Consider the following 20,543-nt stretch of genomic DNA (forward strand, 5'->3'; position numbering starts at 1 on the left):
ATATGGCATTTTCGTGGCTGCCTGTGGGGCGGCAAATTAGTGGAATTCATCTGACATGAAAACCGAAATTAAGCTGGTCGATTACCTGACCTCCCGTCGCTCCATCCCCGCCTTCCAGATGGGGGAACCCGGTCCCGGCAGGGCCGAGGTCGAGGAGATGCTGAAGCTTGCCTCGCGCGTGCCGGATCACGGCAAGCTCGCGCCCTGGCGCTTCATCGTCTATCGCGGCGAGGAGCGGGTGCGCATCAGCGCCGCGTTGAAGGCGATGGCGCTGGAAGTGAAGCCCGACCTTTCCGAAGAAATGATCAAGGTCGAGGAAACTCGCCTGTCACGCGCGCCTGTCGTTGTCGCCGTCGTCAGCACGGCCGCGCCGCACTTCAAGATCCCGGAATGGGAGCAACTGATGTCTGCCGGTGCCGTCTGCCTTAACCTGCTGATGGCCGCCAACGCTCTCGGCTACGCCTCCAACTGGCTGACCGAGTGGTATGCTTTCGACGAGCGGGCCTATCCGCTGCTGGGTGTGAAGCCCGGTGAGAAGATTGCCGGCTTCATCCATATCGGCACCGCAATGGTGCCGCCGACGGAGCGGCCGCGGCCGGAACTGGCCGAAATCGTCACCTGGGTGGGCGAGGGAGCCTGATGTTCTACGATACCGCCTCGAACAGTCACGGCCTGCCGCATGACCCCTTCAAGGCGATCGTATCACCGCGGCCGATCGGCTGGATCGGTACGCGGTCGGCCGAAGGCGCGCTGAACCTGGCGCCCTATTCCTTCTTCAACGCCATCAGCGACCGGCCGAAGCTCGTGATGTTTTCGTCGAGCGGCTACAAGGATTCGGTCCGCAACATCGAGGCGACCGGCGAATTCACGGCGAGCTTCGCCAGCCGCGATCTCGCCGCCGCCGTGAACGCGACGTCGATCCCGGCGCCGCACGGCGAGAGCGAGTTCGAGATTGCAGGATTGACGCCGGTCGACGGCGCGCTGGTGAAGGCGCCTTTCGTCGCCGAGGCCTATGCCGCGCTCGAATGCCGGATGACCGAAATGTTCCAGCCGAAGGATCTGGATGGCGCACCGTCCGACAACTACGTCGTCATCGGCCAGGTCGTCGGCATCCATATCCGCGAGGAAGCGATCCGCGACGGCCGTTTCGATATGGCGACGGTCAAGCCGCTCGCCCGCCTCGGCTACATGGATTACTGCGACGGCGGCGACGTCTTCCAGATGACCCGTCCGACGCGTTGACGGGTGCAGGCAGGCTGCGCGTCATTCGCTGCTGGCGATGATGGCCTGTTCGAGCGAGCGGCAGACGACCGAGGCGAAGCCGTCGTTCCTGCTTTGCGACAGCGCCCAGCGCGTGGCCGCCGCATCGGCGGTGGCCGGCAGTACTTCAAAAGCGGGCACGCCCGCCTCGTGCGCCCTCAGCACCACATTTGCCCGGCCGACGAGCACGGGCGCTGCCACACCCTGGTGCGGAGCACGTGCGGGCTCCTTGCAGCCGACCGCCCTTGCCAGCACTCGTCCGTCGAAGATCAGCCCTTCCAGCCGCTGCGACGCTTCCGCCAGCCTGTGCGGCGACAGCAGGCCCTCGGGCGCGCTGCCGTATTCGGCGTAGATCCTGGTGCGATTGGTGGCGATGCCGGTCCTTGCTTCAGCGACCCCCAACATCACGTCGAGCTTCTGTATGTCCGCGCGGCTGCGGCATCCGGAAAGCACGACGCCATCGATGCCCGCAGCAAGCAAACGGCATAACCCGTCCTCGTCCGGCTGCTCGGCCGCCTCCACGCGCGCAAGCATCGCAAAATCGCGTCCTTCCAGGCGGGCGAGGCTCGCAAGTGTTTCGTCGCTACAGCCGGCATTGAGGATGAGGCCGGCCAGGGTGTCGAGAACGGTCACGTCCAGGGTCGGTGCTGTGCCGTCGACAAGGAGCAGCGGCCTTATGGTTTGGGGGTGGTTAACAGACATGGTGAACCAATCTTAAACCTTTGCGCGCTAGGCTCTGAACATCGGTGGCAGTGGCGTGGTCTAGTGGGGCGTAGGTGATCATACAAGCATTTCTTCGCTGGGTGGAAACGGCGAGAACCGGCGAGCGCATGCGCGCCGCCAGCGCGCTTGCCCGCGCCTATGTCGACGCCCAGTTGAATGGGCTTGATCGTCGCGCCGCCGAAATGGCCATGACATTCCTGCTGGATGACCCGTCGCCGAAGGTTCGCCATGCGCTGGCCGAGGCGCTTTGCGGCTGTTCGTCCGTGCCGCGCGCCATCATTCTTGGTCTCGCCGCGGACCAGCCCGAAATCGCCTATCTCATCGTCTCGCATTCGCCTGTGCTCACCGACGGCGACCTGGTCGATCTCGCCGCGCGGGGAACACTCGAGACCCGGGCACTGATTGCGGCACGCGGTTTCGTCTCGCGTGCGGTCGCCGCCGCGATCGCCGAAATCGGCGATGAAGACGAAATGCTGATCCTCTTGGAAAATCCCGGCGCTCACCTGTCACGCCGTTCGCTGAAGCGTATTGCCGAGCGTCTTGGGCATTCCGCGGCGGTCCGCGACCTGCTTCTGGCGCGCAGCGACTTGCCGGGCGAGGCGCGCCACGCGCTTGTCGAAGAGGTCGGGGCGGCGCTTGCCGCCTTCGGCCTCGTGCAGGTGACGATTGGAGAAGCCCGCGTGCGGCGGGTCACCCGTGACGCCTGCGATACGGCCGCCTTGGGCATGGTCGGAGCGATGGCGGTCGATGAACTGCCTGACCTCGTCACGCATCTGCGCGAGACCGGCCGGCTGACGCCCGCCTTCCTGCTGCATGCGCTCGTGACCGGCCGCGCCGAGTTCTTCTCGGCCGTGATCGTCGATCTCTCGGGCGTCGGCGAAAAGCGCGTGCGCTCCATCCTGTCCGGGGGGCGCATTCACTCCATCCGGGCGTTGTTCGAAAGCGCAGGGCTCGGCCGCGATGTCAGCGAGACCTTTGCGACGGCCGTGCTTCTGTGGCGCCAGGACGGGGCGGGGGCGACTGACGGCCACGCGACGGTTTCGGCCGAACTGCTTGCGCGCCTGCGGTGCAGAGGGGCGATGTCTCCGGCCGACGCCGCCATGATCGATCTGCTCGAGCGCCTGGCATTTGCCGAGGAGCGCCAGTCCGCCCGCGACTACGCGGAACTTGCGGCACGCCAGGCCGCCTGAGCGCGCGCTGGCAAGTGGCCGCAGCCCGGATATCCGAATCTCACACGACCGCGAAGCCCTTGCGGCACGGCTCGTTCAACACCAGCGTTTCCGACGACAAGGCGCGGCGCGTGCGCGTGGCAGCCGAGTTCCGCCGATGAGGCCGTCGTCGCCTCGGCGGACGGCCCGGTTTTCCGCTGGCCTCGTTTGAGGCATGCTGACGCGTCAGTCGGTAAAGCGGCGCGCGACCCAGGAATAGCCATCTTCGACGTAGCGCACCGGCTTGGTGACGATGGTCTTGAGCTTTTCCCGATCGGGGATCGCACCCGACAGGAAAGCCAGCGTGCGTTTCGGCAATCCTTGCTCGGGTTCCGGCCCTGTCGCCTGGTCGGGCAGCGTCTGGTTCTGCTGGGAGCCCGGTGGCGGTGTAGGGATCTCCGCGACGCTCGGGCTCGAGGTCTCGCAAACCGCGACGACGACCGGATAGTTCGCATTGGAGAACTTTGGCAATTGCGCGTTCGAATCCGTGTCGCACTGCGCGATCGATGGCCAACTGCCGTTGACCGTCGAGATGTACTGGCATTGGCTGACGTCGTGGTCGCAGCCGAGAATGGTCATGACTATCAGCGCCGCTTGCATCGGGTTTCCATCGTCTTTTGAGGTTGTGGCCGATCAACCTATGCCTGCATGATTCTCCTCGAAATAGGGCAATGTTGCCGGTGGCGCGGAACAATTTGTTTCAGCCTGTTAGGCGGATTGATGGGGCGGCACGCGCGCCTGCGTCATTTGACGTATTGGTCTGGCCGTGCGCGGGCGGTAGTTTGAGGCAAAGCCATGCCTCAAGGAAAAGGAGGAACCGATTGCCTGTCGTAACCATCGCCCTGGAGACGCCGCGCCAAGCCCAGGTCGCGCGTCTGCTGGAACTCTCCGACGCCTATGCCGCTTCGCTCTATCCCGCCGAAAGCAATCACATGGTCGATCTGCCGACCCTGGAAAAGCAGGAGGTGTCGTTCTTCGTCGCCAGGCGTGATGGCGATGTCGTCGGTTGCTGCGCGCTGGTGGATGCGGGTGACGGAACGGCGGAAATCAAGCGCATGTTCGTCGATCCGGAAGCGAGGGGGCTGCGGGTCGGAAAGCTGCTGTTGCAGGCGCTGGAGGCGCGCGCGACACAACTCGGATTGGCGGCAATCCGCCTCGAAACCGGTATCTACCAGCCCGAGGCGATCGGCCTTTACAATGCTGCGGGATATGCCGAACGGCCGCCTTTCGCAGATTACCAGCCGGACCCGCTCAGTCTTTTCATGGAAAAGACCGTTCGCGCGGCTGCCTGAGCCGGGCCAGCCGGCAAGCTCCGTAAACGGAAACGGCAGCCTTTGGGCCGCCGCTTTTGTTCGAACGTTCGCAGGCGTGACGGCGGGCGGAAAGCCGCCCTGCTCGTCGCTCAGGCTCAGATATCAAGGTTTTCCGCGAAGACCGCGCGCTCCTGGATGAAGCGGAAGCGCGCGTCGGCCTTCGTGCCCATCAGGTTGTCCACCGCCTCGCGCGTGCCCTCGAAATCGACGTCGTCGATCTCGACCTTCAGCAGCGTGCGGAACTTCGGGTCCATCGTCGTTTCCTTGAGCTGCGCCGGCAGCATCTCGCCGAGACCCTTGAACCGGCCGATCTCGACCTTGCCACGACCGGCAAACTCGGTCCGCATGAGCTCTTCGCGATGCGCGTCGTCGCGGGCATAGAGCGTCTTTGAGCCCTGGCTGATGCGATAGAGCGGGGGAACGGCGAGATAGAGATGGCCGCCGCGGATCAGTTCGGGCATCTCCTGGTAGAAGAACGTGATCAGCAGCGAAGCGATATGCGCGCCGTCGACGTCGGCGTCGGTCATGACGACGATGCGTTCGTAGCGCAGATCCTCTTCGCGGTACTTGCTGCGGGTGCCGCAGCCGAGCGCCTGGATCAGGTCGGCGATCTGCTGGTTGGCGCCGAGCTTTTCCCGGCCCGCACTCGCGACGTTGAGGATCTTGCCGCGCAAGGGAAGGATCGCCTGGTTGGCGCGGTTGCGCGCCTGCTTGGCCGAGCCGCCTGCCGAGTCCCCTTCGACGATGAAGAGTTCGGCGCCCTCGGCGGTGTTCTGCGAGCAGTCGGCAAGCTTGCCGGGCAGCCGCAGCTTGCGCACGGCGGTCTTGCGGTTGACTTCCTTTTCTTTGCGCCGGCGCACGCGTTCTTCGGCGCGCTCGACCACCCAGTCGAGCAGCTTGTCGGCCTCTACCGGGTTATCGGTGAGGTAATGGTCGAAGGGGTCGCGCAGCGCGTTTTCGACAATCCGCTGGGCCTCGACCGTCGCAAGCTTGTCCTTCGTCTGGCCGACGAATTCGGGCTCGCGGATGAAGACCGAGAGCATGCCGGCTGCCGAGATCATCACGTCGTCCGTGGTGATGATCGCCGCGCGCTTGTTCTGCTTCAGTTCGGCGTAGTTCTTCAGGCCCTTCGTCAGCGCGATGCGGAAACCCGCCTCGTGCGTGCCGCCTTCGGGCGTCGGGATGGTATTGCAGTAGGAGTGGACCTGCTGGTCGCCGCCGTACCAGGTGACCGCCCATTCGAGCGAGCCATGGCCATTGGCCTTCTCCGACTTGCCGGCGAAGATTTCGCGGGTGACGGTGAACTCCTTGCCGAGCGTTGCGGCGAGATAATCCTTGAGGCCGCCCGGGAAGTGGAAGACGGCTCTGTCCGGGATCTCCGAGCCTTCCTGCAGCAACGACGGATCGCAGGACCAGCGGATTTCGACGCCGCCGAAGAGGTAGGCCTTGGAGCGCGCCATGCGGAACAGCCGGCCGGGCTCGAAATGCGCATGCGGCCCGAAAATGTCCGGGTCCGGATGGAAGCGAACGCGGGTGCCGCGACGGTTGTGCACGTCGCCGAGCTCCTCAAGCCCGCCCTGCGGAATGCCGCGGGAGAAGCGCTGGCGGTAGAGCTTGCGGTTGCGGGCGACCTCGACTTCGAGCGCATCGGAAAGCGCGTTGACGACCGAGACGCCGACGCCGTGCAGGCCGCCCGAGGTCTCGTAGGCCTTGCCGTCGAACTTGCCGCCGGCATGAAGTACGGTCATGACGACTTCGAGCGTCGACTTGCCCGGGAATTTTGGATGGTTCTCGACCGGGATGCCGCGACCGTTGTCGGTGACGGTCAGGAAGCCCTCGGCATCGAGATTGACCTCGATGAAGTTCGCATGGCCGGCGACCGCTTCGTCCATCGAGTTGTCGATGACTTCGGCAAAGAGGTGGTGCAGCGCCTTTTCATCGGTGCCGCCGATATACATGCCCGGGCGACGGCGAACCGGCTCAAGGCCTTCGAGCACCTCGATCGCCGATGCATCGTAATCGCTGCCGTCGCTGCCTTTCGGGGCAGGGCGCGGTTCTTCGCGCGCGACAGGCGCCGCGGGCACGGCCGGCTTGGCGCTCGGCTGTACGGGCTTCGGTTGCTCGGGCATTGAGAAGAGGTCGCTGTTGTCGTCCATGGGGCCGTTCGGATCGTTCCTGTCGTTCGGGAGTGCTTGAGGCCATAGCAAGCCCCAGGCTTTGCCGCCATCCCCCGGCGGTCGAATCACCTGAATTCTGCCAGACTCTCACAGGATACGCGAACAAAAGGAGAATTTTCTGGCGTCGGCCGCCGCCGTTCTTTCCCCGTGCGGCCGTATTGCAGGCCGAAGTGTTGCTTTGGGGAACGGCCAATGGCAAGGCTTGCAGGATAAGAGGGAGCCCGTCATTTGGCCGTGTCCACAACTGTTTTTCCGTTTCGCGCCGGCCTGTTCGCGCTGGCCTTGGCAATCGCCGCTTGGCCGGCGCAGGCTCAGGCACTGAAGCCTTACAAGGACGAGCTGTTCTCCTACGCCAAGGTGCTGGGCGAGGAGGACGGCGGAGACGACCTGACGGTCGATTATCAGGAACTGCGGGATATCAACGAGCGCGACGAAATTCCCGAGCGCCGGGTGAAGCGCGCCTATGTCTCGCTCGGCGTCAAGAGCGAACAGGTCAATGAAACGCTCGATATCGGCGGCCGTGCGCTTGACGTGACGCGCGTCGGTCCTGACCGCGGCGCCGGCTTCTCGGTCATCTTCATTCACGGCCGCGGTGGCGATCGCCGGCTTGGCGCCAACGACTTTTCCTTCGGCGGCAACTTCAACCGGCTGAAGAACCTCGCGGTCGCCAATGGCGGCACCTATTACGCGCCGAGCGTCCGGTCCTTCGATACGGCAGGCGCCAGCGATATCGCGGGGCTGATCCGATACGCGTCCGAACGCTCCGGCGGCCGTCCGGTCGTGCTCGCCTGCGCCTCGATGGGCAGTTTTATCTGCTGGGGCGTGTCGCGCGACGCGTCGGCCGTCGCCGCGCTTTCCGGCCTGATGGTGATGGGAGGCGCGAGCGACCCGGATTTCACGAAAAGCGCCGCCTACCAGGCAAGGCTCCCGATGTTCTTCAGCCATGGCAGCCGGGACAGCGTCTATCCCGCCGATGGTCAAAAGGCGCTCTACCGTTCGCTCAAGGCAAAGGGCTATCCTACGCGTTTCGTGCTCTTCGAAGGCGGCTCCCATGGCACGCCCGTGCGAATGACTGACTGGCGCGATGCCCTGAACTGGATCGGCAGCCGCTGAGATCAGGCCCTGTCGCTCTGCATTTGTTAACCAGCACGGCAATTTCCGGGCAAGGCGCCCGCTCGCGTTTCCACTCTGGAAAGTTGAAGTCGTGATGATACCGGCAACTATGGCTGGGATGGACTTCATGGACGCGCGCACCGAGACACGGCACGTTCCGCTGTGTGTGGATCTGGACGGCACTTTGCTGGCCGCCGATACCCTGTGGGAAGGGGCGGCGATCATCCTGCTGCGCAATCCGCTGATGCTGTTTGCCATGTTGTTCTGGCTTTCGAAGGGCAAGGCACGGCTGAAGCATGAAGTGGCGCTGCGGTCCGACCGCAGGGCGGAAGACTGGCCCTACCGCCAGGCCGTCATCGACCGGCTCGCGCAGGAGAAGAAGACGGGACGCGAGCTGGTGCTGGTCACCGGTGCCGCGCCCTCCGTGGCAAAGGACATTGCCGCGCATGTCGGCATTTTTTCCTCGGTCATGCATTCGACGGACGAACTCAACCTGACGAGCAGCCGCAAGCGTCAGGCGCTGGTCGAACGCTTCGGCGACGGCGCCTTCGACTATATGGGCAACAGCCGCGACGACATCGCTGTCTTCGAGGTGGCGCGCCGCGCGATCGTGGTCTCGCCCGATGCCGCCGCGGAGAAATGGCGCCGCAACCATGACGCCGAACGGCTCGATACGGGCAAGGTGAGTGTGCTCGCGCCGCTGAAATCGATCCGGGTGCATCAATGGGCGAAGAATGTGCTTATCGGCGTGCCGATGATCCTCAATCACGAGGTGCTGCACCTCGATGCGATCGTCAGCGTCGTCATCGCCTTCTTCGCCTTCAGCTTCCTCGCCTCCGCCGTCTACGTCATCAACGATCTCTCGGACCTTGCCAACGATCGCCGCCATGCGAAGAAACGCTTCAGGCCGCTCGCCAGCGGACAGATGTCCGTGCCGACGGCGCTGGTGCTCGCCGGCTGCCTCATCGTCGCATCCATGGCGCTCACCCTTCTCTTGCCCTGGAAATTTGCCGGGGTGCTCGCCTTTTATGCTTGCGCCACGACGGCCTATACCTTCGTGCTGAAACGCAAGCTGCTTGTCGACGTGTTCACGCTCGCCGGTCTTTACACCACCCGCATCGTTGCCGGCGCGGCAGCCACCGGCACGGAACTCTCCTTCTGGCTGGTGTCCTTTGCGATCTTCTTCTTCCTCAGCCTCGCGCTGGTGAAGCGCTATGTCGAGCTGCACGAGTTCGAGGACAAGGACGGCGGCAATGTGCCGGGGCGCGGTTATCTCGCCGTCGATTTCGAGATGGTAGGCCAGGCCGGTGTCGCTTCGGCTTTCACCTCGGCGCTCGTCCTCGCGCTCTACGTGCACAGCAAGGAGCTGCAGGAGATGTACACCACGCCCTGGGCGTTGTGGCCACTCTGCCCGCTGGTGCTTTATATGTTGCTGCGCATCTGGATGCTCGCCCGCCGCGGCATGCTGCATGAGGATCCGGTCGTGTTCATCATGCGCGACTGGCGCAGCCAACTGACCATGCTGATCGGCGCGCTGCTGATCCTTTTTGGAGCCATCGGGCCGCAATGACCCTTGAAGACCATGAAAGCTGGGGCCGCATCGACAATCGCGTGCGGCCTGGAATTTCGCCTGACGACTACGAAGACCGGCTCGGCACGTTGGAACCGCAAGGTTATTTGCCCTTCGGCAACGGTCGCAGCTATGGCGACAGCTGCCACAACGATCAGGGTCATCTGATCGAGAGCCGTCGGCACGGGCGCATCCTGGCGTTTGATCCCGGCACCGGCATGATGACCTGCGAGGCCGGCGTGACGTTGCGCGCGGTGTTGGAGCGGGCGATCGAGCACCGGTTCTTCCTGCCGGTGACGCCCGGCACGGCCTTCGTTACCGTCGGCGGTGCGGTTGCAAACGACGTGCACGGCAAGAACCACCACGCGCGCGGCACCTTCGGCAACCATGTGACGGCTTTCAGGCTGCTGCGCTCGACTGGCGAGCGGCTGACCTGCTCGCCAGTCGAGAATCCGGAGCTTTACGCCGCGACCATCGGCGGCATGGGGCTGACGGGGCTGATCCTCACCGTCGATCTCCGATTGATGAAGGTGCCGTCGCCCCATGTGCAGCAGCACGCGATCCGCTTCGAAAACCTGGACCGATACTTTGCCCTCGTCGACGGCGTCGACGCCGAGCATGAATACTCCGTCGCCTGGATCGACCAGCTCGCCACCGGCGCGCGCATGGGCAGGGGCGTGCTTCTGGCCGGCGACCATGCCGACGGTTCCTGCGAACTGCCCGACATTCCCAAGGGCCTGAAACTCTCGGTGCCGTTTTCGCCGCCGTTCAACCTCTTGAACCGGGCAACGCTCAAGGGCTTCAACGAGTACTATTTCCGCAAGGTGAAGCCGGGAGAGACGGTGACGACCGTTCCCTGGACCTCCTACTTCTATCCGCTCGATGCCATCGGCGCCTGGAACCGGCTCTATGGTCCGCGCGGCCTCTACCAGCATCAGAGCGTCTATCCCGCCGAGAATGCGCCGGAAATTACGGCCAGGCTCATGGAAGCCGCCCGCCAGGCCGGCCATGCGTCGTTCCTGACGATCCTGAAGCGGTTCGGCGACATCGGCTCCCGGGGCATGCTGTCCTTCCCGCGTCCCGGTTTTACTTTGACGCTGGACTTCGCCAATCAAGGTGAACGGACAGTAAAGCTGCTCGATGCGCTCGATCGTATCGTCATCGAGGCCGGCGGTGCGATCAATCCTTACAAGGATGCCCGTATGAGTCCGCAAGTCTTTGAAAAATCATTTCCTTTGTGGAGATTGCTTGAAGCCCAGCGCGACCCGGCGCTCGTTTCAAACTTCTGGAAGCGCACGGCTCTGGCTTTGCCAGAATGAGAATGCAGACAATTTTATTCAATTAAATGCGCAAACTTCACGGAATATCCGTCTCTTGCCCGTAAGTAGATTTTCGGGACTGGGAGTAAAACTATGAAATATATTCCATTCATTCTCTTTACGGTGCTGACCAACGCCGCCGCTCAGCTGATGCTGAAGCAGGGCATGATGACGCTCGGGCCGATTTCGATGACTGCCGAAACCGCAATCGTCCGGCTGTTTCAGATCGTCTTCAACCCTTGGGTCTTTGCCGGCCTTGCGACCTTCGTCATCTCGATGGCGTCGCATCTCTACGTGCTGTCCAAGGTCGAGCTTTCCTTTGCCTATCCGTTCCTGAGCCTCGCATACGTCGCCGTCGCGGTCTTTGCCTATTTCGTCTTTCGCGAAGACCTCAACGCCTGGCGCGTCGCCGGCATCGCGCTGATCTGCGCGGGGACCGTTCTTATCGCCCAGTCGGGCATCTCATCCCATGCCGACGACAAGCCGGCCGAGACCGCCGGGGTGAGCACCGCAGAATTCGGGAGCAAGTCATGAAACACATCATCTTTGGTGGCGACGGTTTCGTTGGCCGTCACCTGGCGGAACGCCTCGTCAAGGACGGCGAGGAAGTGGTCGTTGCCGATATCGTCAAGTCCGAGCTGCCGCATTACGGCCGCGTGCGCTTCGTTCATTGCGACGTGACCGATCCGGAGGCGGTGCTGAAGGTTGGCATCGGCGCTGACGACATGGTCTACAACATGGCGGCCAAGATGCTGTCGCCGCTGCAGATCCGCTCGAAGCGCTGGGAGTTCTTCTGGCCCGTCAATTACTACGGTGCCGAGAACATCATGAAGGCCATGGACGCCGCCGGCGCGTCGCGCCTGGTGCAGTTCACCACCGACATGATCTACGGCCACACGGTGCAATCGCCGCAGACCGAAGACCATCCGGCAAGGCCGCTCGGCGAATACGGCAAGTCGAAATGGGCGACCGAGCAACTCGCTGTGCAATGGCGCAAGCAGGGCATGAACATTTCGATCTTCCGCCCGCGCCTGATCATCGGCCCCGGCCGCCTCGGCATTCTGGAAAAACTGTTCAAGCTGATCGATCTGAACCTGCCGGTGCCGATGATCGGCTCGGGCAAGGTGCCCTACCAGTTCATCTCGGTCTTCGATTGCGCCGAAGCCGCACGTCTTGCCTGGAAGGGCGGCGTTCCGAACGAAGCTTACAATCTCGGCTCCGACAATCCGCCTTCGGTGCGCGAGCTGCTGGGCAACCTGATCAAGCATGCCGGCTCGAAGTCGTTCCTGCTGCCGACACCCGCCTTTGCGGTGAAGCAGACGCTCGCCTTCTTCGACCTGGTCAACAAGCCGATCATGGATCCGGAGCAGTATCTGATCGCCGACGAGATGTGCGTACGCGAGACCGGCAAGCTCAAGCGCGAGCTCGGCTGGCGCGCGGAGTTCAACGATGGCGACATGCTGATCGCCGCCTATGACGAATATCGGGCCAAGAAGATGGGCGCGGCAGTTCCTGCAGCTGTCGCCGTTCCGGCCGAATGAGGGGAGAGATCATGCTGGACAGACCGAACCGTATTGCCGTTGCCGCCCCCTCGCTCGATGGCGGCGTTGCCAGGCCCGATCTCGTCACCGTCGAACAGGCGAAAGCCATGTCGATCGGCGACATCACCACGGCCTTCAAGGAGCACCTGAACCCCGGCCAGTTGCACTTCATGAAGCTTCTCGGCTTCCACAAGGTGAAGATCGAGAGCGCAGAAGGCATGTTCTATACCGACCAGAACGGCCGCAAGATCCTCGATTTCTTCGGTGGCTTCGGCTCGCTCGCCTTCGGCCACAACCATCGGCGCATTCTCGAAGCCCGCCAGAAGTTCCAGGATGAGAAGCGCCACGAGATTGCGATCGCCTTCATGTCGCAATACGCAGCAGCACTGGCAAAGAACATCGCTGCCTGCTCGCCTGGCGATCTCGACATGGTCTTCCTCGGCTCCTCCGGCTCGGAAGCGATGGAGGCGGCGGTCAAGCTCGCCGAGCGTGCCGCCGGTCCGAAGCGGCCGAAGGTCGTCTATGCCGAGAATTCCTTCCACGGCAAGACCAAGGGCGTGCTCGCCATCACCGACGGCCAGCTCTATCGCGCCGACTTCAAGCTCACCGACAACACCGTGCGCGTGCCCTTCGCCGATATCGACGCGGTGGAGAGCGCCTTCAAGTCGGACCCGGAAATCGGCGTGATCGTGCTCGAAACCATCCAGGGCGGCGGCGGCATCATCCAGGCGTCGGCCGAGTACTGGCAGAAGCTGCGCGCGCTCTGCGACAAATATGGCGTTCTCTGGGTCGCCGACGAGGTGCAGTGCGGTTATGGCCGCTCCGGCCGCTTCTATGCCTTCGAGCACTACGGGGTCGTGCCTGACGTGACGGCACTCGCCAAGTCGCTCGGCGCCGGCAAGGCCGCTGTCGGTGCGATGATCGCGCGCCGCGAAGTCTATATGAAGGCCTATGGCACGTCGAAGACGGCGATGATCCATGCGATGGCGACCTTCGGCGGCATGGGCGAGGCCTGCGTGACCGCGATCGAAGGCATCAATGTACTCTACGACGAACACCTGATCGATCGCGCCGCCGACAGCGGCAGCTACCTGCTCGACCGTCTGCAGGCGCTGAAGGCGAAGTATCCGAAGATCATCAAGGACGTACGTGGCCAGGGGCTGATGATCGGTCTGGAATTCCAGGACTTCAGCCAGACGCTGCCGATGGTGCTGCGCCCTGTTGTCTCGATGCTCGACGACAAGCTGAAAGGCTCGCTCTCCGGCTTCATCGGTGCGCTGCTGCTGCGCGACTACGATGTGCTGGTCGCCTTTACCGAATACAATCGCAACGTCATCCGGCTCGAGCCGCCGCTGATCTGCGAGCGCGCCCATGTCGACCAGTTTATTTCAGCGCTCGACGAGCTGCTCGGTCGCGGTATCGTGGGGATCGTCAAGGGCTTTCTCGAAAGTCAGATCGGCTAAGCGACGGACAGATCGATCCGACGAAGGGCAGGGGTGCTCAGCGCCTCTGCCCTTTGATGTTCATGTCGAACTCGACGACATTCGAGTAGATCGGCGTGCCGACATCCATGCCATAGGGTGAACGGTGGATATTACCGCGGATGTTGAAGGCGATCGAGGCGCGGTTCCAGTCAAGCAGCGTCACCGAAAAGCGTTCCTTGCGCGACGTACCGCGCGCCGTCAACGTGCCCTCGACCGCTGCCGTATCGGGGCCGGTCTGTTTCACATTCGTCGAGCGGAAGGTGACGGTGTTGTAGTTCGCCGTGTCGAAGACGGCGCTCGACTTCAGGAAGTCCTCGATCCGCTTTTCTCCCGTTTTCACGCTCTCCGGATAGAGCGTGAACTCGACGGTCGAGTGGCCGACATCATTGCGGTCGATGCGGAAACTGCCGGAAAACCTCGCGAAATTGCCGACAATGCCGCCGCCGCCCGCTTGTGCGACCGTGAAGTGGATACGTGAAGCCGGCGTAATGCCGTAGTTGCCGGCGGCATCGGCAAGGTCAGGCGCGGCGGCTGCTGCGGGTGACGGCATGCTTCCCAGCGCCAGCAGCAGCGTGAAAGCGATGGTCTTTGTTGGTGATTGCAAGCGCAGTGTCATGGTTTCTTCCTTCCGACGGTAACCGGATCCGAGCCAGCCGCCTGGGAGGAAGCGCGTTGATGCGAACCGGTCTGAAGCATGCGGACGAGGACGTCGTCGCGGCGTGCGAAGTGGTGGTAGAGGGCTGCCAGAACGTGAAGTGCGACGAAGCCGAGCAGAAGATAGGCGAGCGTCATATGGACGAGCGTCCACAGGTCTTCGGCGGCTACTGATTTCGCCATTGGCAGATGGGGAATGACGATCCAGTTGAAGTAGAAGCTCGGAATGTTCAGCGTCGATGTCGATGCCACCGCCCAACCGGCAAGCGGAACCGCGAGCGCGAGTACGATAAGCACGGCATGGGTGGCGCTGGCCGCCCGGCGCTCAAGCGCGTTGAGGCTTGCGGATGGCCGCGGGCGAACCTCGATCAGGTGCCAAAGGGCGCGGATCGTCGCCAGCCCGAGTGCGGTGAAGCCGAGCGACTTGTGCCATTGATAAAGCGAAAACTGCAGCGCCGGGTCGATGGCCGTTCGCCGCATGACGAAGCCGAGGCCGAGCAAGGCGAGGATCAGCGCCGCAATCGCCCAGTGAAGGACGATGGTGATCCAGCCAAATCCGGCTTTGTCGTTGCGCAACATGTCCGACCCCATGGTCGCTCGCCCGGCCGCTATTGGCTCGGCGACTGCGATAAGACTCATGAGTTCGTGCTTTTATTCGCTTATAATACCATAAAATTGCACTGAGATCTTGTTGATCTCGACAAGCTATGGTCCATTTGCTGATGGAGGGGACACGGAGGGGTTGTTCCTGGGAGCATGTGGACTGGCGTACATGACAAAGAAGAAAACGACACCAATGAACCCGCATGAGCGGGAAGCCTATGAACACGGCCGCGCGGGCATCCGGCTTGGAACCGAAGGCAACTATGGCAAGGCGGTCGATGCCTGGCGTCTGGCATCGGACGTAGCCGATGCCCACCTCGCTTTCACGGACATGTACTATTGGGTCAAGAGCGGCTATGGCGCCGCGCTTTGCGATGCGGGGCACCATCGGGAGAGCATCGCCGTCTCTCTGCTTGCCCGCGAGTGGACGCTCGCGCGGCGCCAGCCGCTCTCGTCGCTTTCGATCGCGCGCGCTCATCTGGCGCTCGGCGAAGGCGAGGCGGCAGCACCCTATCTGCGCGAGGTTCATGCCCTGATCGGCGACGCCATCTTCGAGCAGTTCGACGAGGATCTCGAAGCCGACGTCCATGCGGCGATTGCCGGTTTGGAGAACGGCGGCAACCAGCCGACGGCCGGTCGTCCCAAGTGAAGGTGGCCGCCTGGCCATGACATGGCGGTGCCGGATCTGGCGGGATACCGGCGATTCCGAGTGTGGCGTTTTCTCGCCATGATTTCACTCTATCCGCCAATTGCCCCTTTAGCGGGTGATTCGAGGCCGGCCGTTCTGGTTGGGGCCCTTTTTTAACATTTTGATTTTTCTAAGGAGTTTCCCGTGAGTGAAACCGTATTGCCGACTGACGCCGAAATTACCCTTCGGCGCATATCAGCCCTGACCGTCTGCGATGTCTGCGAACTCAGCGAAACGCTGAGCGACGAGCAGCGCAACATGGTGGCAGACAACGGCACCTCGATCGCCGAGGCGCATTTTTCCGAGAATGCCTGGTTCCGCGCGGTCTATGCCGAGGAGACGCTCATCGGCTTCATCATGCTGCACGAGGGATCCGACTGGGACGACGGCATCGATTGCCCGGGTGTCTATCTCTGGCGTTTCATGATTGCCCGGCCTTTCCAGGGCAAAGGTTATGGCAAACAGGCCATCGCCCTTGTCGTGCGCGATCTGAAGGCGCGCGGCCTTCACGAACTCTACACGAGCTACGGACAAGGTCCCGGCAGCCCCGAGGGCTTCTACCATGGCCTCGGCTTCAAGCCGACGGGCGAGTACTATGACGACGAGCTTGAGGCCGTGCTGAAATTCTAAGTGCACCGGAGACACGGGGGGGACCTCCCGTGTCTATCGCGGATGTTTATGAGTTGGAAAATGACCATTGATCTTCACGAGGCCAATCGCCTCTCTTGGAATGCCGCGACCGTCGCCCACAACAGCCACAAGGGCGACCAGGCAGCGTTCTTCCGCGCCGGCGGCTCCACGCTCTATCCGGAGGAGATCGAATTGCTCGGTGACGTCGCCGGGCTCGACCTTCTTCACCTCCAGTGCAATTCCGGTCAGGACAGCCTGAGCCTGGCGCGGCGCGGAGCGAACGTGACCGGCGTCGATATCTCGGACGAGGCGATCGCCTTTGCCACACGGCTTTCGACGGAAAGCGGCATCGCCGCCACCTTCGAGCGGTCCGACCTGTTCCGGTGGTTCGACGACGCCCGTGCGGCCGGCCGACGCTTCGATCGTGTCTTTGCCTCCTACGGCACGATTTGCTGGCTGTCGGACCTCGGTGTGTGGGCGCGCGGCATTGCCGATGTGCTGAAGCCCGGCGGGCGTTTCGCCTTCATCGAATTCCATCCTTTTGCGATGGTCTTCGATCAGGGCTGGAAGCCGCACTACGACTATGCGCCCAGCGAGCCGGTTACAGAGGCAGGTGTGGGTGACTATGTCGCCGACTCGGGCGCGGGCCTTGTGCATGACGGCTACCAGGAGGGCGTCGTCGGCTTCACCAATCCGCATCCGTCCTTCGAGTTCAACTGGGGTATCGCCGATGTCGTGCAGGCGCTGATCGATGCCGGCCTCAGGGTCGATTGCCTGAAGGAGTATCCCTATGCCAACGGCTGGGTCGGATTTGAGGCTATGCGCGACCTTGGCGGCGGGCGCATGGCGCCGCCTTCGACGATGCCGAGCCTGCCGCTGATGTATGCGATCGCGGCCGCAAAGCCGGGGTGACGCCGGAACTGGCAAGCAGGCCGTGCCTCTTCCGGCATGATCGAGGCGACGGGTCGCGCTTGACGCTCCCTTGCAGCGGGGCAGGCCAACCGGCCCTGCCGCCGATGAATAAGGTGCTTTTATTTGCCGGCTGCATTTGCTAGGCCGCTTCCGGAGAATAACCCGGAGGAAATTGCATGACGCCCGATATCCGCCCGCTCGTCGCCGGCAACTGGAAGATGAACGGAACCCGCGCCTCGCTCGATCAGATCAAGGCGATGGCCGAAGGGGTCAAGGGCGAACTCTCCGCCAAGGTCGAAACGCTGATCTGCCCGCCGGCAACGCTGCTTTACGTGGCGACGGCGCTTTGCGACGACAGCCCGCTTCTGATCGGCGCACAGGACTGCCACCAGAAACAGTCGGGCGCCCATACGGGTGATCTTTCCGCCGAAATGATTGCCGATTGCTTCGGCACTCACGTCATCGTCGGCCATTCCGAGCGCCGCACGGATCACGCTGAAAACGATGCGCTGGTGCGCGCAAAGACGGAAGCGGCACATGCGGCCGAGCTCGTCGCGATCGTCTGCATCGGCGAGACCGGCGACGAGCGCAAGTCCGGCAAGACGCTCGACGTTCTGAAGCGCCAGCTTGCAGAGAGCCTGCCGGATGCCGCAACCGCGGAAAACACCGTGATTGCCTATGAGCCCGTCTGGGCGATCGGCACCGGCCTGACGCCGACGGCTGCCGACGTCGAGGAGGCACACGCCTTCATGCGCAAGGAGCTGGTGGTGCGCTTCGCCGATGCCGGCGCCAAGATGCGCATCCTCTATGGCGGCTCGGTCAAGCCGTCCAACGCTAGGGAATTGATGGGCGTCGCCAATGTCGACGGTGCCCTCATCGGCGGCGCGAGCTTGAAAGCCGAAGACTTCCTCGCCATCTACCGGGCTTATGAAGAATTGACGGCCTGATCGCCCGGAGCACCGGGCAGGGGCTTGGAATGGCGCACGGCATGGTATAAAGAGGCGCGAAAATTGCGCCCGGTCATGCCGAGTTTGCGCATGGTTTGATTCGTGTGCCCCAAGGGCAGGACTGGAAGCTGATGCAGACCGTACTACTCGTCATCTATCTCATGGTCGTCGTCGCCCTGATCGGCGTCGTACTCATTCAGCGTTCCGAAGGCGGTGGCCTGGGCATCGGCGGCGGTTCGGGCTTCATGTCCGCGCGCGGCACGGCCAATGCGCTGACCCGTACGACGGCGATCCTTGCCGCGCTCTTCTTCGTCCTGGCGCTCGGCATGGGCATTCTGGCGCGTTACCAGCCGCAGGCGACCGACATCCTCGACCGTATCCCGGGCACCAGCTCGAACGGCGGTGGCGTTCTCAATTCGCTCGGCGGTGGCGCTCCGGCTCCGGCTGGCGGCACGACTGAACAGCAGCCGGCGACCGGCAATGGCGTTCCCTCGACGACTGCTCCGGCAACGACGGGCGAAGCCCCGGCCGGCGGTGCAACGACCCCGGCGCCCGCCGCTGGCGCCAACAGCAATACGGGATCGCAAGTTCCCAGCGGCCAATAAGGTCGCAATTCTGAAGAACCCGCCGGCGGATGTTTCATCCGCCGGTTTTGTTTTGTGTGAAATCTGCCTCCATCCCAAGACGAAAAGTTCTGGAACATGAATTTTTCGGTGGCGGAATCATTTGTGAAAAGGTATCCGGTGACTCCCATGGCGCGATATGTATTCATCACTGGCGGCGTGGTTTCCTCCCTCGGAAAAGGCATCGCTGCAGCGGCTCTCGGAGCACTGCTGCAGGCGCGTGGCTACCGGGTGAGACTGCGCAAGCTCGACCCCTATCTCAACGTTGACCCGGGCACCATGAGCCCGACCCAGCACGGTGAGGTTTTCGTAACCGACGATGGCGCGGAGACCGATCTCGATCTCGGCCACTATGAACGCTTCACGGGGCGTTCGGCGACGAAGACCGATAACATCACCACCGGCCGGATCTACAAGAACATCATCGACAAGGAACGGCGCGGCGACTATCTCGGCGCAACCGTTCAGGTGATCCCGCACGTTACCAACGAAATCAAGAACTTCGTCACCGAAGGCAACGACGACTACGACTTCGTTCTCTGCGAAATCGGCGGCACGGTCGGCGATATCGAAGCGATGCCGTTCATGGAGGCGATCCGCCAGCTCGGCAACGACCTGCCGCGCGGCACTGCTGTCTACGTCCATCTGACGCTGATGCCCTATATCCCGGCGGCCGGCGAACTGAAGACCAAGCCGACGCAGCACTCGGTCAAGGAACTGCAGGCGCTTGGCATCCACCCTGACATCCTGCTCGTTCGTGCCGACCGCGAAATCCCGGAAGCCGAGCGTCGCAAGCTCTCGCTGTTCTGCAACGTCCGCCCGTCGGCGGTCATCCAGGCGCTCGACGTTGCCTCGATCTACGACGTTCCGATCGCCTACCACAAGGAAGGCCTCGACAACGAAGTGCTGGCCGCGTTCGGCATCGAGCCGGCACCGAAGCCGCGCATGGACGCGTGGGAACGCGTTGCCGATCGCATCCGCACGCCGGAAGGCGAAGTCACGATCGCGATCGTCGGCAAGTACACCGGTCTCAAGGATGCCTACAAGTCGCTGATCGAAGCGCTTTACCACGGCGGCATCGCCAACCGGGTGAAGGTCAAGCTCGAGTGGATCGAATCGGAAGTCTTCGAGAAGGAAGACGCCGCACCCTATCTCGAGAAGGTGCACGGCATCCTCGTTCCCGGCGGTTTCGGGGAGCGCGGTTCCGAGGGCAAGATCAACGCGGCGCGTTTTGCCCGTGAGCGCAAGGTGCCGTATCTCGGCATCTGCTTCGGCATGCAAATGGCGGTCGTCGAAGCGGCCCGCAATCTCGCCGGCATCGAGAAGGCATCCTCCACCGAGTTCGGCCCGACCAAGGAACCGGTCGTCGGCTTGATGACCGAGTGGGTGAAGGGCAACGAGCTTGAGAAGCGTTCCGCCGCGGGCGATCTCGGTGGCACGATGCGGCTTGGCGCCTATCGCGCATCGCTGAAGGCCAACACCAAGATTGCCGAGATCTACGGTTCGACCGAGATTTCCGAGCGTCACCGCCACCGTTACGAGGTCAACGTCGACTACAAGGATCGGCTTGAGTCCTGTGGCCTGGTCTTCTCCGGCATGTCGCCGGACGGCATCCTTCCGGAAACCGTCGAGTATCCGGATCATCCGTGGTTCATCGGCGTCCAGTACCATCCGGAACTGAAGTCGCGCCCGCTCGATCCGCACCCGCTGTTTGCAAGCTTCATCGAAGCGGCGCTCGAACAGTCTCGTCTCGTCTGAGCTTGGTGGGAATGACAAGA

Annotated in this window: 21 protein-coding genes; 16 read left to right on the forward strand and 5 right to left on the reverse strand. The window is 63.0% G+C overall.

Going from position 1 to position 20,543, the window contains the following annotated elements:
* The first annotated feature begins 55 nt into the window (after positions 1 to 55).
* Together C1A35_RS26160 and C1A35_RS26165 are read left to right on the forward strand one after the other, a co-directional pair.
* Positions 56 to 640, forward strand: a complete 585-nt coding sequence (locus C1A35_RS26160; protein ID WP_104667175.1) for a nitroreductase family protein — start codon at positions 56 to 58, stop codon at positions 638 to 640.
* Positions 640 to 1,242 carry a flavin reductase family protein gene (locus tag C1A35_RS26165; protein WP_104667176.1) on the forward strand — a complete coding sequence of 201 codons (603 nt, stop codon included), beginning with the start codon at positions 640 to 642 and terminating at the stop codon, positions 1,240 to 1,242. The genes C1A35_RS26160 and C1A35_RS26165 overlap by 1 nt, the downstream gene beginning before the upstream one ends.
* A 21-nt stretch (positions 1,243 to 1,263) precedes the next feature.
* On the opposite strand, the gene C1A35_RS26170 is transcribed toward C1A35_RS26165, so the two are convergent.
* Positions 1,264 to 1,962, reverse strand: a complete 699-nt coding sequence (locus C1A35_RS26170; RefSeq protein ID WP_158665171.1) for an aldolase — start codon at positions 1,960 to 1,962, stop codon at positions 1,264 to 1,266.
* Between the two features lie 74 nt (positions 1,963 to 2,036).
* Here C1A35_RS26170 and C1A35_RS26175 point away from each other — a divergent pair, with 74 nt between their 5' ends.
* Positions 2,037 to 3,173 (forward strand): DUF2336 domain-containing protein, encoded by a 1,137-nt coding sequence (locus C1A35_RS26175; protein WP_104667178.1) that lies wholly within the window; start codon positions 2,037 to 2,039, stop codon positions 3,171 to 3,173.
* 204 nt (positions 3,174 to 3,377) lie between these two features.
* Here the strand turns inward: C1A35_RS26175 and C1A35_RS26180 are convergent, their stop codons facing one another.
* Positions 3,378 to 3,791 (reverse strand): hypothetical protein, encoded by a 414-nt coding sequence (locus C1A35_RS26180; protein WP_104667179.1) that lies wholly within the window; start codon positions 3,789 to 3,791, stop codon positions 3,378 to 3,380.
* Positions 3,792 to 4,012: 221 nt separating this feature from the next.
* On the opposite strand from C1A35_RS26180, the gene C1A35_RS26185 reads away from it, so the two are divergent.
* Positions 4,013 to 4,483: a GNAT family N-acetyltransferase gene (locus tag C1A35_RS26185; RefSeq protein ID WP_104667180.1), complete on the forward strand. Its 471-nt coding sequence runs from the start codon at positions 4,013 to 4,015 to the stop codon at positions 4,481 to 4,483.
* A 116-nt stretch (positions 4,484 to 4,599) separates the two neighbouring features.
* Here C1A35_RS26185 and parE read toward each other — a convergent pair whose 3' ends face one another.
* Positions 4,600 to 6,660, reverse strand: coding sequence for a DNA topoisomerase IV subunit B (gene parE, locus C1A35_RS26190; RefSeq protein WP_104667181.1), 2,061 nt, complete (start codon positions 6,658 to 6,660; stop codon positions 4,600 to 4,602).
* 249 nt (positions 6,661 to 6,909) lie between these two features.
* On the opposite strand from parE, the gene C1A35_RS26195 reads away from it, so the two are divergent.
* From C1A35_RS26195 to C1A35_RS26220, 6 genes are all read left to right on the forward strand, one after another.
* On the forward strand, positions 6,910 to 7,794 hold the full coding sequence (locus C1A35_RS26195; protein ID WP_104667182.1) for an alpha/beta hydrolase: 885 nt from the start codon (positions 6,910 to 6,912) through the stop codon (positions 7,792 to 7,794).
* Between the two features lie 127 nt (positions 7,795 to 7,921).
* Entirely contained in the window at positions 7,922 to 9,364 is a 1,443-nt protein-coding gene (locus tag C1A35_RS26200) for a UbiA family prenyltransferase (protein ID WP_104667307.1), read from the forward strand.
* Complete coding sequence (locus tag C1A35_RS26205) at positions 9,361 to 10,683, forward strand: FAD-binding oxidoreductase (protein ID WP_104667183.1); 1,323 nt, start codon at positions 9,361 to 9,363, stop codon at positions 10,681 to 10,683. Before C1A35_RS26200 ends, C1A35_RS26205 begins: the two co-directional genes overlap by 4 nt.
* A gap of 93 nt (positions 10,684 to 10,776) precedes the next feature.
* Positions 10,777 to 11,217, forward strand: a complete 441-nt coding sequence (locus C1A35_RS26210; protein WP_104667184.1) for an EamA family transporter — start codon at positions 10,777 to 10,779, stop codon at positions 11,215 to 11,217.
* Positions 11,214 to 12,224, forward strand: a complete 1,011-nt coding sequence (locus tag C1A35_RS26215; RefSeq protein WP_104667185.1) for an NAD-dependent epimerase/dehydratase family protein — start codon at positions 11,214 to 11,216, stop codon at positions 12,222 to 12,224. The genes C1A35_RS26210 and C1A35_RS26215 overlap by 4 nt, the downstream gene beginning before the upstream one ends.
* Before the next feature lie 11 nt (positions 12,225 to 12,235).
* Positions 12,236 to 13,687, forward strand: coding sequence for an aspartate aminotransferase family protein (locus tag C1A35_RS26220; RefSeq protein ID WP_199773029.1), 1,452 nt, complete (start codon positions 12,236 to 12,238; stop codon positions 13,685 to 13,687).
* Between the two features lie 37 nt (positions 13,688 to 13,724).
* On the opposite strand, the gene C1A35_RS26225 is transcribed toward C1A35_RS26220, so the two are convergent.
* Together C1A35_RS26225 and C1A35_RS26230 are read right to left on the reverse strand one after the other, a co-directional pair.
* Positions 13,725 to 14,324: a YceI family protein gene (locus C1A35_RS26225; RefSeq protein WP_104667187.1), complete on the reverse strand. Its 600-nt coding sequence runs from the start codon at positions 14,322 to 14,324 to the stop codon at positions 13,725 to 13,727.
* Positions 14,321 to 14,941 carry a cytochrome b gene (locus tag C1A35_RS26230; protein WP_104667308.1) on the reverse strand — a complete coding sequence of 207 codons (621 nt, stop codon included), beginning with the start codon at positions 14,939 to 14,941 and terminating at the stop codon, positions 14,321 to 14,323. Before C1A35_RS26230 ends, C1A35_RS26225 begins: the two co-directional genes overlap by 4 nt.
* Before the next feature lie 193 nt (positions 14,942 to 15,134).
* On the opposite strand from C1A35_RS26230, the gene C1A35_RS26235 reads away from it, so the two are divergent.
* The 6 genes from C1A35_RS26235 (at position 15,135) to C1A35_RS26260 (ending at position 20,523) form a co-directional block, all read left to right on the forward strand.
* Positions 15,135 to 15,614: a hypothetical protein gene (locus C1A35_RS26235; protein ID WP_158665172.1), complete on the forward strand. Its 480-nt coding sequence runs from the start codon at positions 15,135 to 15,137 to the stop codon at positions 15,612 to 15,614.
* A 183-nt stretch (positions 15,615 to 15,797) separates the two neighbouring features.
* A complete protein-coding gene (locus tag C1A35_RS26240; RefSeq protein ID WP_199773030.1) occupies positions 15,798 to 16,283 on the forward strand; it encodes a GNAT family N-acetyltransferase in 486 nt (161 codons plus the stop codon).
* 60 nt (positions 16,284 to 16,343) lie between these two features.
* Positions 16,344 to 17,195 (forward strand): class I SAM-dependent methyltransferase, encoded by an 852-nt coding sequence (locus tag C1A35_RS26245; RefSeq protein WP_104667189.1) that lies wholly within the window; start codon positions 16,344 to 16,346, stop codon positions 17,193 to 17,195.
* Between the two features lie 176 nt (positions 17,196 to 17,371).
* Positions 17,372 to 18,142, forward strand: coding sequence for a triose-phosphate isomerase (tpiA, locus tag C1A35_RS26250; RefSeq protein WP_104667190.1), 771 nt, complete (start codon positions 17,372 to 17,374; stop codon positions 18,140 to 18,142).
* A 131-nt stretch (positions 18,143 to 18,273) separates the two neighbouring features.
* A complete protein-coding gene (secG, locus tag C1A35_RS26255; protein ID WP_104667191.1) occupies positions 18,274 to 18,747 on the forward strand; it encodes a preprotein translocase subunit SecG in 474 nt (157 codons plus the stop codon).
* Between the two features lie 138 nt (positions 18,748 to 18,885).
* Positions 18,886 to 20,523, forward strand: coding sequence for a CTP synthase (locus tag C1A35_RS26260; protein WP_272939273.1), 1,638 nt, complete (start codon positions 18,886 to 18,888; stop codon positions 20,521 to 20,523).
* The last annotated feature ends 20 nt before the right edge of the window (positions 20,524 to 20,543 follow it).

This window comes from Ensifer adhaerens, from assembly GCF_002940685.1.
Taxonomy (GTDB): domain Bacteria; phylum Pseudomonadota; class Alphaproteobacteria; order Rhizobiales; family Rhizobiaceae; genus Ensifer; species Ensifer adhaerens_E.